The 13,464-nt window shown below is 67.6% G+C and carries 8 protein-coding genes, 1 tRNA gene and 1 other RNA gene; 5 read left to right on the top strand and 5 right to left on the bottom strand.

Going from position 1 to position 13,464, the window contains the following annotated elements; genetic code table 11:
* Positions 1-160: 160 nt before the first annotated feature.
* The 4 genes from ACZ4U4_RS01320 to ACZ4U4_RS01305 form a co-directional block, all read right to left on the bottom strand.
* On the bottom strand, positions 161-3,238 hold the full coding sequence (locus ACZ4U4_RS01320; RefSeq protein WP_467868131.1) for a type I restriction endonuclease subunit R: 3,078 nt from the start codon (positions 3,236-3,238) through the stop codon (positions 161-163).
* 24 nt (positions 3,239-3,262) lie between these two features.
* A complete protein-coding gene (locus tag ACZ4U4_RS01315) occupies positions 3,263-4,528 on the bottom strand; it encodes a restriction endonuclease subunit S (protein WP_467868129.1) in 1,266 nt (421 codons plus the stop codon).
* Complete coding sequence (locus ACZ4U4_RS01310) at positions 4,521-6,071, bottom strand: type I restriction-modification system subunit M (RefSeq protein ID WP_467868127.1); 1,551 nt, start codon at positions 6,069-6,071, stop codon at positions 4,521-4,523. The genes ACZ4U4_RS01315 and ACZ4U4_RS01310 overlap by 8 nt, the downstream gene beginning before the upstream one ends.
* 372 nt (positions 6,072-6,443) lie before the next feature.
* A tRNA-Ser gene (locus ACZ4U4_RS01305) sits at positions 6,444-6,531 on the bottom strand.
* Between the two features lie 131 nt (positions 6,532-6,662).
* Here ACZ4U4_RS01305 and ffs point away from each other — a divergent pair.
* The 5 genes from ffs (at position 6,663) to ACZ4U4_RS01280 (ending at position 11,191) form a co-directional block, all read left to right on the top strand.
* Positions 6,663-6,761: signal recognition particle sRNA small type (ffs, locus tag ACZ4U4_RS01300), an RNA gene on the top strand.
* 44 nt (positions 6,762-6,805) lie between these two features.
* Complete coding sequence (locus ACZ4U4_RS01295) at positions 6,806-9,232, top strand: DNA polymerase III subunit gamma and tau (protein WP_467868125.1); 2,427 nt, start codon at positions 6,806-6,808, stop codon at positions 9,230-9,232.
* Between the two features lie 264 nt (positions 9,233-9,496).
* On the top strand, positions 9,497-9,844 hold the full coding sequence (locus ACZ4U4_RS01290; protein ID WP_078654103.1) for a YbaB/EbfC family nucleoid-associated protein: 348 nt from the start codon (positions 9,497-9,499) through the stop codon (positions 9,842-9,844).
* Positions 9,845-9,927: 83 nt separating this feature from the next.
* Positions 9,928-10,527: a recombination mediator RecR gene (gene recR / locus ACZ4U4_RS01285; RefSeq protein ID WP_030285547.1), complete on the top strand. Its 600-nt coding sequence runs from the start codon at positions 9,928-9,930 to the stop codon at positions 10,525-10,527.
* The gene (locus tag ACZ4U4_RS01280; protein ID WP_467868122.1) at positions 10,520-11,191 is read left to right on the top strand and encodes a DUF5063 domain-containing protein; all 672 of its coding nucleotides are present in this window, start codon (positions 10,520-10,522) and stop codon (positions 11,189-11,191) included. The genes recR and ACZ4U4_RS01280 overlap by 8 nt, the downstream gene beginning before the upstream one ends.
* 100 nt (positions 11,192-11,291) lie before the next feature.
* Here ACZ4U4_RS01280 and ACZ4U4_RS01275 read toward each other — a convergent pair whose 3' ends face one another.
* The gene (locus ACZ4U4_RS01275; protein WP_467868121.1) at positions 11,292-13,352 is read right to left on the bottom strand and encodes an AIPR family protein; all 2,061 of its coding nucleotides are present in this window, start codon (positions 13,350-13,352) and stop codon (positions 11,292-11,294) included.
* Between the last annotated feature and the right edge of the window lie 112 nt (positions 13,353-13,464).

Raw genomic sequence — 13,464 nt, 5'->3', positions numbered from 1 at the left:
CGTACGTCCCGCATGAGAACCCGCGACTGGTAGTGCCCCGGATTGCCACCCACCACGGCGAATCAGAGGAGTGCCGGCCCGATGATGCCAGGGAGTACATCGGGCCCGCGCACGACGAGGCCCGGCAACCGCCACAGGTTGCCGGGCCTCGGTGTGTACCTCAGTCGACGAGATAGTGGGCCTCGATGTAGGCGACAGTGGAGCCATACGGCTCCCCCACCGGCTTCAACATGTACCGGCGGAACACCACGGCGGTGCCTCGGCGGACACCGCGGTTGCGGGCCTCAGCGTTGTCCCATGACTGGGCAAGGGTGCGCTTGACCACCTGGTCGATCTCCTCGGCCAGGTTCTGCTCCGTGACGGTGAGGCCGGACGGTGCGTGGTCGTGGATGATCCGCGACAGGACACCTACATGGTCGTCATCCAGCACGACGGCTTCGTCGGGGTGCTTCTCGGCGTTCACGATGGCACGGGCGACCCGGAGGGCGTCGGCCAGGAACTCCAGAGCATCCTGTGCGTTCTGGATGATTCGGTCCCGCAGCTGCCTGATCCGCTCTGCCAAGGCGGTGTACTTCGCGGACCCTGGTTCGACGCCCTTCTCGAGGGCGGCCTTGATCTGGTCCAGGATCTCCGCCGCAGACGGCGGCCTCTTGACCTCGCTGTCGTCCTTGCCGGACTTGGGGCGGACGAGGGCCAGCAGCTCCTTGAGGATCGTGATGCCCTGGGCATCCAGGACGAGAGCTTCTTCCTGGGAGGCGGCCACCGAGAAGGAGTGGACGTGGGCATTGATTATCTCCAGGACCATCGGCCCCAGTTCGCCCAGCCGCTCCTTCCTCTCCTCGTCGGAAGACTTCTTGAACAGGGTCGTGTACGCAGATCCGAAGAGCCCGAACCCGTCCTGGTACTTGGCGACTCGCTTGTCCGTGTTGATGAGTGGGTACAGGCGGGCCAGAAGCCGGTAGTTCTTGCTGAAGACCTCGGCGGCGTCAGGGTTGGCGTCCAGGAAGCCGTTGATGGCACGTACGGACTCGTATCCGTGGGCCGTGAGGTCGAGGCCGTCCACGTCTGCGAGGAGGTCTTCGATGCGGGCGAAGGTGGTGCGGAACTCGGCGACCAGGTCGGTCAGGTCGGCGACGAACCCACCGCCCTTGCCGGCGGACCCCTCCGAGGTGGGGTCGACGACGGCACGCTGGACCTCTTCTGCCAGGCTGATGTAGTCCACGACCACGCCGGTGGTTTTCACGAATCCGGTCGGAGACACCCAGGTGCGGTTCGGGCGAGTGATCGTCTGGAACAGGTTGTGAGCCTTCATTGGCTTGTCCAGGTAGAGGACGCCCTCGTTGGGGGCATCGAACCCAGTCATCAGCTTGGCCGTCACGACCAGGAAGCACAGTGGGTCATCGGGAGTGAGGAACCGCCGCTTCTGGTCCTCCTCGTCGACCTCGGAGAGCCGATAAGGCCGCATGGCCGCTTCCTCGGTCTTGGCGTCCGAGACGTGGATATTCACCTCTGCGGTGATCCGATCGTGCTTGCCGACCTCGGCGAGTACTTGCGCTGCCTCGTAGCCGGCCAGCAGTTCGTTGATCTTGTCCGTGTACGCCACGGCCAGTTCACGGTTGTAGGCGACGACCTGCGCCTTGAGGCCGTTGCGATAGGTGCCGGCCAGGTAGTGGTCCACGATGTCTTGGCAGACCGTGTGGATGCGTTCGGGGCTGGTAAACACCGAGGTGAGGCGCCCGAACTTGCGGGACAAGGTTTCCCGGTCGGGGGCGTCGAGGTCGAATTCGTCGGCGAACTGGTCGAACTCGGCCTGTAGGGCCTGGTCGTTCATCTCGAAGGTGACCGGATGCGGGTCCAGCATGACTGGAACGGTTGCCTCGTCCTGCAGGGACCGGGACACCGAATATCGATGCAGCACCCTGTTCGGGTCACTCTCCTCGCCGAAGAGAGTGAAGGTGTTGGTGGCGAGGCTCCTGACGGGTGTGCCGGTCATCCCGAAGAACTTCGCGCGCGGCAACGCTGCGCGCATCTGCCCCGCCAGGGACTCTTCCTCGGATGACTGCGTGCGGTGTGCCTCATCGACCAGCACGATGATGTTGCGGCGGGTCGACAAGTTCTTGCCGGCGCCGGCGAACTTGTGGACGGTCGTGGAGATGACGCCGCGCACATCGTCAGCCAGCAGGGAACGCAATTCCTTGCTGGTTACGGGCTGGTGGAAGTAGGCGTCTCCCATCGCGGAGGTGAACACCCCGGAGGTTTGCCGCACGAGCTGGGTTCGGTCCGAGAGCAAGATGATCGTGGGCGACTCGGTGCGGGTGTCAGCCAGCAGCAGCGAAGCAGCGAACACCATCAGCAGTGTCTTCCCGCTGCCTTGGTGGTGCCAGACCAGACCTTTCTTGCCGTCGGCCAGGACCCGCCTGTGGATCAGATGGGCGGCCTCCATCTGTGGGTAGCGGGGCAGGTACTTCTTGTCCGCCCCGCCTCCAGAGGTGTCGAAGAGGGTGAAGTTGGCGAGCATGTCCAGGACCGTGGCCGGGTTGAGCAGCAGCTCGACGGAGCGCTGCACGTCGGCCTGCCCGGACAGGTTCTCGTCGTCGTCAGTGGATCGGAACGGCTGCCACAAGTTCAGGGGCGCACCAGCGGCACCGAACCGCAGCTTCAGTCCGTCGGAGGCGACAGCAAAGACATTGGGGGTGAAGAACCACGGATATTCGGTGGCGTACACGTCGTTGATCTCGCGTGCGGCGTCGGCCCACCCTGACTTAGCGGTAGGTGACTTCACCTCCACGACAACGAGGGGCAGGCCGTTGGCCCAGTAGACGAGGTCGAACCGGCGGGGAGTCTTGCCGGGGATGGTTATGGTCACCTCGTCCGACACGACCAGGGTGTTGGTGGTCGGGTTCTCGAAATCGATGACCTTCAAGGCGTGCCACACGCCGTCGGCGCCCCGGAACTCCTTGTGCCCGCACAGCAGTTCCAGTACCTGCTCGTTGGCTCGCACCAGCCCGCCGTCTACGGCGTTGACCATGGCGATGATCTCCTCGACCACGGCGTCCACGTCGTACCCGTCGATTACCTCAGGGTTGAGCCGTGCAATGGCGTCCCGCAACTGGCTGGCGAGCACCGTTTGTGTCGTCTCACGCGGCAGTGACCTGCCCGCTTTGAAGTCCCATCCCATCGGGAGGGACCACTGAATCATCGAGTTCTGGAACTCGCGCTCTCGTATGCCCTTTGCCACGGCTCAGCCCCCCAGGTAGGCAGACTAAATCTGGATGGTGCGGTCCAGTAGCCCCGACAGCAGTCCAGCCCGGACTTCACGGAGTCGTGCGGCCTCTGCGCGGGTCGCCGCGACGACTTCGCTTAGCGAGTCGAGCTCTGCTGCGATACGTTCCTGGTCCGTGACGTTCGGTAGGCGCACCAGCATCTGTGCCGCTCGCCTGGAGCCGATGTGCTTGATGTTGGTTCCGCCAGCTACGTCTCGGAATTGCCCGGACTCGTACGCCCACAGGCACCAGTGCTTGACGAACGCAGAAATACTGACGCCCCGGATGGCGCGATAGCGAAGCAGGGTGTTCTGGAAGCAGACCGGAGCTGGGATCTCGTCCCGCCACATGGCTGGCATTCCCACTGCGGTCTCGCTCGCGCTCCCCTCGGAGACGAGGACGTCCCCGTACCGGAGCCCGAAGGTTTCCCGCTCGCTCGGGTTGAAGTCCATCTCAAGTACGTCGGAGAGGTCGAGGGTTCCGTAGCCGACGTTGGCAGACCGTAGGTAGGAAGTCATGTGCGGGCCAGTGGCGCGTTGCGGTGAGCGCTGGCGTCCCATCGTGATGCTGAATGCCTCGTTCGCGCGGACTTCATCAGCTGAACTATCGGTCATCGAGTCGGCGCGAAGGCGGCGAAGAACATCTCGAAGCGCATCCGCCTCCATGTCGAGCGCGGTGACCTGGTCATCCACGGCATCAAGCACGTCGACGATCCGCGCTTGTACCTTGCGAGGGGGGATCGGGAGTTGGATCTGCAAGAGTTGCTCTGGGGTGAGACGCTTGCGCCGTTGAACCGTCCCGCTCACTCGGTTCTTCATCTCTGCCCACAGTCGCGGTGAGCCGCAGACGTGTCTCATCCAGTTGGGCATCAGTTCTGGGCCGAGCGTGAACGTCGGGAATTCGTTGCTGACGACGAATCCGTCGCACTCGGCAGGTACTACCGTGATTGGCCCTTCCCACGCAGTCAGTTTTCGCATTACGACTTGGTCGGCGCGCAGCACGTTCATCGCCGCGTACTCTGTATCTCCACCGTCGAGCTCACCCTTAGCGATAACCCCCTTTCCTGCATTCAGGACCCCGGCTAGGCGGTAGGTAGTTCCAGGCTTCATCGGTGTGCGCTGGATGTCGAGGCGCATCAATTCTCCGAGCGGACGAAGTGGATATCCGTCACTCTCCGAAGCCTTCGATCCCTGCGGCGGAACGGCTACCTTGCGGCGCGCGGGAGTCTCAAGGTCGCCGAGGCTGATTTGCTGCCAGTCACTCATCGAAGCCCTCGATTCCGGCGGCAGAGAGGACCTCGAGCATGTGCTGCTCGGTCTTCTGGCGCTCAGTGCGGGCGATGTTGTAAGCGTCGATGAGGGTGCCGAGGTCCTCCTGCTCGGCGGCGGCCTGCTTGATGTAGCGGCCGATGTTGAGGTCGTACCCGTTCGCCACGATCTCCGTAGTGGGGACAAAGCGCGCCGCGAGGCCGGCCTCTCCGCCACCGTCGGAGCCTGAGCGGTAGGCCGTCACGACGTCGGCGATGTCTGCGTCAGTGAGAAGGTTGCGATTCTTGGCTTTAGTGAACCGCGCGGAGGCGTCGATAAACAGCACGCCGCTCTGCCGCTCCGGGGTCTTGGTGCCAGGGGCGCGGAATACGAGGATGCAGGTTGGAATCGTCGTGCTGTAAAAGAGGTTCGATGGCAGCCCGATTACGGCTTCCAAGAGGTCGTCGCCCAGGACTCGCCGACGGATAGCTGCTTCCTGCCCAACTCGGAAGAGGACGCCGTGCGGCAGGACGACACCGGCACGGCCCTTCTTCGGGTCCATGCTGGCGATCATGTGTTGCACGAAGGCCCAGTCCGCCGACGACCGCGGGGCGACCCCTCCGATGGCGCGCGGGTCGTTGGTCCAGGGCTTCCACTTCAGGCTGTAGGGCGGATTGGCGACGATCACGTCGAATTGCCTCACGGACCCGTCCGGCTTCTTGAAGCGCGGATCCCTCAGGGTGTCGCCGACCTCGACCTTGAAATCGGTCAGGTTGTGCATGAAGAGGTTCATGCGGGCCACACCTGCGGTGTCCGTTACTGCCTCCTGTCCGTTCAGGCTCAGTGTGTACCCCCGCCCGCCGTGGGACTTCAGGAGGCTCGCGGCGGCAATGAGCATGCCGCCTGACCCACAGGTCGGGTCGTACACCGAATCGTGGTTCTTGGGGGCCAGCAGCTCGATGATCAGCTCGACTACCTCGCGCGGGGTGAAGAACTGGCCAGCGCGGGTGCCTGACCCGTCAGAGAAGCGCTTGAGCAGGTACTCGTACGCTCCACCGAGCACGTCGTGGGACATGTTGCCCTCGTGCATCTTGGGAGTGCGGTCCATCGCCCGCATGACTGATGCCAGTACCTCCCCTGGCAGCACCGCTTCGGAGGTCCAGGTCATGGACCCGAACAGACGGGAGAACTTGTCAGGGTTGGCCGACTCGATGGCTTGGAGGGAAGCGCGAACCCGCTGGCCGAGGCCGTGCTGGGCGACGGTGGCGAGGATGGATGACCAAGAGGCGCGGCTCTCGGCGACGGTGCCAGGGAAGATGAGCGGGATCTTGAACGTCTGGTAGTTGCTGTACTCGACCTCGTCGGCCTCCTCGGCCGAGAGGTTGAGGTCCTCGTTCTCCCGGAGGAAGGTCTGGTGGGTGTGCTCCCAGGTATCCGACAGGTACTTCCAGAACATCAGCGGGAAGACGACCGAGGAGTACTGAGCTTCGGGCATTGCCACGCGCAGTTCGTCGGCGGCGTCCCACAACCGGTTCTCGATCTCCTGCTGGGTCACTGCCATCAGTCGGGGGTGTCCTTGCTCGTGTCCGGGTGGCGGGCTGGAAGCCGCGGAGTCTCCGCTGGGATCCTATTTTGGTCGTCTGACAATGAGGCCGTGATCGACCTACCTGCTGGCCGGTCCCAAGGGGCGGCCCGGGCTGGGTGGGGCCCGCACGTTGCCGTGGAGCCTCATGTTGGTCGCCCAGAAGGATCTTGACCTCGAGCGGTCGACGATCACGACTCACCTGATCGTCGACAGAGAGCAGCGGAAGTCTGACCGTGGAGATCCGCGGCTGTCCGCCCCGCGCAACTGAGACCAGAACTGAGACCACCAACGTTGAAGGGCCCCACCGCAAACGGTGGGGCCCTTCAACGTTAGTGCCCGGTGAGGCACTGGCGGAGGATACGAGATTCGAACTCGTGAGGGGTTGCCCCCAACACGCTTTCCAAGCGTGCGCCCTAGGCCACTAGGCGAATCCTCCGCCGCAAACAATACAAGACGTTGAGGGGTGCTCGCGACCATGATCCGGAGAGCGGGGTTCCGGGTGGGGGTGGGAGGGAGTCGCAGGTGGGGGCGGGTCGTGTTCGGGGGTGGGGATCGGCTACTGTGGTGCGCAGCCCCTCACGTGGCGCTATCTGACTGAACTCCCCCAGGGCCGGAAGGCAGCAAGGGTAGGTCGGCTCTGGCGGGTGCGTGAGGGGCGTTTGCGTTTGCGGGCGGCCCGGTTGTCGGTGGGGGCCGATATCGTCGTATGCGTGTCGTCCCTCGCGCTGTACCGCCGCTACCGACCCGAGACCTTCGCCGAGGTCATCGGGCAAGAGCACGTGACCGATCCGCTCCAGCAGGCCCTGCGGAACAACCGCGTCAACCACGCGTATCTGTTCAGCGGCCCGCGCGGGTGCGGCAAGACGACCAGTGCGCGCATCCTGGCGCGCTGTCTGAACTGTGCGGAAGGCCCCACCCCCACCCCGTGCGGCACCTGCCAGTCCTGTGTGGACCTGGCGCGCAACGGCCGGGGTTCGATCGATGTGATCGAGATCGACGCGGCCTCCCACGGTGGTGTGGACGACGCCCGTGACCTGCGGGAAAAGGCGTTCTTCGGGCCCGCTTCCAGCCGGTACAAGATCTACATCATCGACGAGGCGCACATGGTCACCTCGGCGGGGTTCAACGCCCTGCTGAAGGTGGTCGAGGAGCCGCCGGAGCATCTGAAGTTCATCTTCGCGACGACGGAGCCCGAGAAGGTCATCGGGACGATCCGCTCGCGTACGCACCACTACCCCTTCCGTCTGGTGCCGCCCGGGACGCTGCGGGACTACCTCTCCGAGGTGTGCGAGCGGGAGTCGGCGCCCGTCGAGGACGGGGTGCTGCCGCTGGTGGTGCGCGCCGGTGCCGGTTCGGTGCGTGACTCGATGTCCGTCATGGACCAGCTGCTCGCCGGTGCCGGTGACGACGGTGTGACGTATGCCATGGCGACGGCGCTGCTCGGGTACACGGACGGATCGCTGCTGGACGCGATCGTCGAGGCGTTCGCGGCCGGGGACGGCGCCGCGGCCTTCGAGGTCGTCGACCGGGTCATCGAGGGTGGCAACGACCCGCGCCGATTCGTCGCCGATCTGCTGGAACGCCTGCGTGACCTGGTCATTCTCGCCGCGGTGCCGGATGCGGGGGAGAAGGGGCTGATCGATGCGCCCGCCGATGTCGTGGAGCGGATGACCGCGCAGGCGTCCGTGTTCGGCGCCGCGGAGCTGAGCCGCGCCGCCGATCTGGTCAACACCGGGCTGACAGAGATGCGCGGCGCCACCTCGCCCCGTCTCCAGCTGGAGCTGATCTGCGCCCGGGTGCTGCTCCCCGCGGCGTACGACGACGAGCGATCCGTGCAGAGCCGGCTGGACCGGCTGGAGCGCGGTGCCGGCGCGGCCGGGCTCGCCGGGGGCGGCGGGGCCGCCTTCGCGGGCGGCGGTGCGCCGGTGATCGAGGGCGGCGGCCCCGCCGCCGGGTACGTGCCCGGGCCGGAGGCGCATCCGGTGGGTCCGCCCGCGGGCCCCGCGGGTCCGGCGGCGGCGCGGGCGGCGGTGCGCGGGGCGACCGGCGCTCCGGCCGCTCCCACGGCGCCCCAGCCCGCTGCGGCTCCGCCCGTGGCGGCTCAGCCCCCGGCCGCCGCGCCCGCGGAGGGCGCGGCGCCGCGGAGCGGTTCGCACGCGGCCGAGCAGGCCGGGGAGCAGCCGCGTCCCGGTGCCTGGCCCGGCGGTACGGGTGGCGGCCCGGCGGCCGGTGCGCCCGCCGCGGCGGGCGAGGCCCCCGCTCCCGCGCGGCCCGGTGCCTGGCCCGGGAGCGGTGGCGCAGGTCAGGGCGAGGCCGCGCGGCGGCCCGGCGGCTGGCCGTCGGCCGCGGCTCCGGGGCAGGGGGCGCGTCCGTCCGCCCCGGCGCCCGCAGCGGCTCCGCAGCAGCCCGCAGCGGCGCCGCAGCAGCCCGCCGCGGCGGCGCCCGCACCGCAGGCCCCGGCCGGGGGCGGGCAGGGCGCGGCGCAGGTGCGGCAGATGTGGCCGCAGATCCTGGACGCGGTCAAGGGCCGCCGGCGCTTCACCTGGATCCTGCTGAGCCAGAACGCCCAGGTCTCCGGCTTCGACGGGACCACCCTCCAGATCGGCTTCCCCAACGCCGGGGCGCGCGACAGCTTCGCCAACGGCGGTAGCGAGGACGTGCTCAAGGACGTGCTCGCCGAGACGTTCCATGTGCAGTGGCGGGTCGAGGCCATCGTCGACCCGTCGGGCGGTACCAACCCGCCGACCGGTGGTGCCCGCGGCGGCAGCGGCGGGGGCGGCTTCGGCGGCCAGGGCGGCGGTAACGGCGCAGGTCAGAGCGGCGGGTACGGCGGCCCCGCGCAGTCCGGCCCGCCGTCGCCCGCGCCCGCGCAGGGCGGTCCGGCGGCCGGGGGCGGCGCCTCCGGTGGCGGCCAGGGTGCCCGGATGGCGCGGGAGGCCGTGTCGTCGCCGTCGTCCGGCGGTCCGGGCGGCCGCTCCGCGGAGCCCGAGGTCTCGCCCGAGCCGCCGCCGGTCTCCGTCGAGTACGACATGCCGGAGGAGGACGACCCCGACCTCGTCGACTCCGCCCTGAGCGGCCACGACCTCATCGTGCGGGAGCTGGGCGCGACGGTCGTGGAGGAGTTCAACAACGAGTGAGACGGCGGGGCGCCCGGGGCCCCGTGAGGCTTCGGGGCGCCGCCGGGCCGCTCCGCGCAGGCTCCGGTGCGCAGGCCGCCGCCCGTACCGCCGCGGGTGGTCGGACGGCTCCGTTCCGTTCACCCCGCAGGGGGAGAATGAGGGGAGCGGAACAGGCCGGGCGTATGTGTGGCGGCTCGTCCGTACGGCGTAAGGCGCCCGTCCCGGGAAGCACGTAGGCTCGGGCTACCGCACCAATCGTTGTCGTATGGCAGGAGTCACGTCGTGATCCCCGGTGGTCAGCCCAATATGCAGCAGCTGCTCCAGCAGGCCCAGAAGATGCAGCAGGACCTTGCGGCCGCCCAGCAGGAGCTGGCGGAGACGCCCGTCGAGGGTTCGGCGGGCGGCGGCCTCGTCAAGGCGACGGTGACCGGCTCCGGTGAGCTGAAGAGCCTGGTCATCGACCCGAAGGCGGTCGATGTCGACTCCGCGGAGGAGACCGCCGAGACCCTCGCCGACCTGGTGCTCGCGGCCGTCCGGGACGCGAACGCCAGCGCCCAGCAGCTTCAGCAGAGCAAGCTCGGCCCGCTGGCGCAGGGCCTGGGCGGCGGCATCCCCGGCCTGCCCTTCTGAGGCCCGGGGCCGGCCGCGGTCTCCCCATTCCGGCGGTGGCCAACTAGCGTACTGAGCAGGGCAGAAGAGAAAGAAGACGTTCCGTGTACGAAGGCGTGGTTCAGGATCTGATCGACGAGCTGGGCAGGCTGCCCGGCGTCGGTCCCAAGAGCGCGCAGCGGATCGCCTTCCATGTCCTGCAGGCCGAGCCGACCGACGTCCGACGGCTCGCGAACGCGCTGATGGAGGTCAAGGCGAAGGTCCGGTTCTGCAGTGTGTGCGGCAACGTCGCACAGGAGGAGCAGTGCCGGGTCTGCCTGGACCCGCGCCGCGACCCGGCGGTCATCTGCGTCGTCGAGGAGCCCAAGGACGTCGTGGCGATCGAGCGGACGCGGGAGTTCCGCGGCCGGTACCACGTGCTCGGCGGGGCGATCAGCCCGATCGAGGGCGTGGGGCCGGACGATCTGCGGATCCGGGAGTTGCTGGCCAGGCTCGCCGACGGCACCGTCACCGAGCTGATCCTGGCCACCGACCCGAATCTGGAGGGCGAGGCCACCGCCACGTATCTGGCGCGCATGATCAAGCCCATGGGGCTGAAGGTGACGCGACTGGCGAGCGGACTGCCGGTCGGAGGAGACCTGGAGTATGCCGACGAGGTCACGCTCGGGCGGGCCTTCGAAGGGAGGAGACTTCTCGATGTCTGATGCCACGCTGCACAACGCGACGCAGAATCCCGATGACTTCGCCGTATCGATCTCCGACTCGATCGAGAGCTTCATCGTCGCGGTGACCGAGGTCGCCAAGGGTGACGAGCCGGACAGCGCGGTGCCGTTCCTGCTGCTGGAGATCTCCCAGCTGCTGCTCACCGGCGGACGCCTCGGCGCCCACGAGGACATCGTCCCGGACGAGCGCTACGAACCGGACAGCGGACCGGAGCCGGACGCCGACGCGCTGCGTGAGCAGTTCGCCCGCCTTCTGGACCCGGTCGACGTGTACTCCGAGGTCTTCGACCCGTACGTGCCGCGCAGCGAGCCGGTGGCCTGCCGGATCTCCGACGACCTCGCCGACATCGTCACCGATCTGCGGCACGGGCTCGCGCACTACCGGGCGGGCCGGGTCAGCGAGGCGCTGTGGTGGTGGCAGTTCTCCTACCTCACCAACTGGGGTCCGACCGCGTCGGCGTCGCTGCGCGCCCTCCAGTCGCTGGTCGCGCACGTCCGCCTCGACCAGCCGCTGGACGCGCTCGACGGGCTGGACACCGACAGCGGTGCCGGCGGCGACGAGGACCGGCTCGCCGAGGAGGCGGGCAAGGTCATGGCGGCGGAGATCGCCGGGCCGCTGGGGCTGCGGTCCTCCACCCGGAAGTGAACCGGGTCCGCGAAGCGACGCCCGAGACCACTGGACCCTCGTATGGCGCCCGTGGGCCGGGACACCTGCACGCGTGCAGGTGTCCCGGCCCACGGGTCCGTCAGGACTCTGCCTCGGCGCGCAGGCGGTCGGCGATTTCCACCAGCGACCCTTCCTCGGGGACGAACCAGCGGCGCGTGCCCTGCACGGCCTTCGGTACCTTCTTGTGGGCCTGCGCGAACATCTCCTGCACCAGTTTGCTCGGCGCGTACCGCTGACCGTCCCACTCCCACAGGAGCGGTTTGCTCGGATGCCTCACCCAGGTGGCGCGACCCCGGCGGGGCTCCTCCGCGACCCATTCGATCAGCGCCGCCCGCTCCGGGCCGGTGACCGGGCGGAACTCTAGTCCGGCCCCCTCTTCGATCGCCCCCGCCTCAAGGATCACCGTGACCGCCTTGGTCTGGCGGGCACGGGATTCACGTTCCGCAGTGCGGTATTCCGGCGCCAGCGGGGGTGCGGAGTGGCCGCCGCGCATCGCTTCCAGCGTCGCCTGGGTCGCTGCCTGATAGCGGACATCGGAGCGGAAGATCGCGCTGATCTGACTGTTGGCGCCGTTGGTGAAGTCGACGGCATGCACGGCCCAGCGCAGCGTGGCGTCGGTGATCTCCTGGCCTCGCTTGAGCAGCTGGTCCCATTCAGCGTCGTCGAGTGAGTGCCAGCCGCGCTGAGTCTGGAAGACGAGGTGTGCGATCAGCAGGGGCCCCTGTTCCGCCAGCAGCGCGGCGCGCCCTTCCCGTTCGTTCTGCGTCTCACCGAGCGCCTTCCGCACCTCGCGCACCAGCTGGACCGCCCGCCAGACCTTGCGGGCGTCCGGGGTCCGGAAGATTTGCGGATAGGTGTCGTTGTCCCACAGGCGACGACCCCTTTCGGCGTTGGCGCGGAAGGACATCCGTGCGTCCTTGTGCGTGCACGCCAGAGCCACAGCGGCCTCGTTCATGTGGCATCCGTCCGCGCGCTCCGGGGGTAGCTCACCGCGCTTGATGACGTAGGTCTTGCCCAAGGTGACGTCGAAGTCGTAACGAAGCCTCTTCTGGATCTTGTCGAGTGCCCTGAAATCCTGCTGCACCACGCTGTTCTGGGTGTTGGTGGCGATGGTGACCTCTTTGGCGAAGCCGTGCGGCGTCTCCTTCAGCGGGATGACCCGCACGCTGATACGGGCTTTGGCAACGGCCTCCGGGGAGCGCTCATGGGCCTCATGGAGCGAAGCGACGGTCTGCGCCCCGTTGACCACGCTGGCCCCCTGGAGCTTGAGATCGCCGCGCGGGCCGATCTCAAGCTCGTCGCAGAGCACCGTGATGCCGTTGTGGAGGTACCAGAAGAGCTCGGGGTTGTGGACGACGCTGTTGACCATCTCCCCGTTGATCTTGGTTAGACCGAGGGGGTGCCGGATGTTGCGCTTGAACAGACGGTGCCGATGGTCGGCGTACCAGGTGGCGACCTGGTCCGCGGCGACGGTGCCGTGGTAGGCGATGAAGGGGCCTTCGTGGGGGCGGAAGTCGGACATGCGGGCGCTGAGCTCGACGTTGGGTTCATCGATGCCGGCCCGGATCGTCCGGGTGAAGTCGGCCAGCAGCAGCGTCTCGAACCGCAGGAACTCCTGGTCCTCGTTGTACTCGGCCTTCAGGTCGGCGCAGCGCTGCCGGATGTTCGGTGACAGCCCCTGACCGGCGGCCAGTGCGAAGACGACCGTGACCTGCACCTTGGGGTTGTTGAGGGCCTCGTCGAGCTCGGCCGCCATCGCCTGGAGACGGCTGTTGAACCGCTGGTACTCCCCCTTGATGAGTTTCTTGAGGCCACTGGCGAGAACAAACCAGGCGTTCTGGTCGAACGTGGCGTTTCCGGTGCCGCTCCACTTCGACTGGATGATCCACACGTGCGGAGCCTCGGTGTCGACGGCGATGGCGTCGATGCCCTCGTCGTCGAAGCCGTCGATGACACACTCCGCCGCCTGCTTGCGCTCCCAGCCGGTCACCTCATGCACCGCGAGCGCCGCGAGCGCCCGGGTCAGGAAGGTGCCCTCCTTGTCCGCGGCCACCTGGGCCGCGCGGTCCGTCATATCGATCAGTTCCTCGAACTGATCCGTCAGCGTCGTCTTCAGATGACGTACCTGGAGGTCTTTCATACGGCGTTCAGCGCTCCCCCTCGATGCGGTGCTACGTGATGTCTCAGTCCAGCACAGTCGCGATGGCGAGGGTAATCCGCTCGATCCAGTCCACAGCGTCGGTCGCGTCGGC

The sequence above is a fragment of the Streptomyces sp. NPDC029159 genome (genome assembly GCF_055564055.1).
Note: the sequence above shows the minus strand (reverse complement) of the source record. Positions and strands in the feature narration are given on the sequence as shown.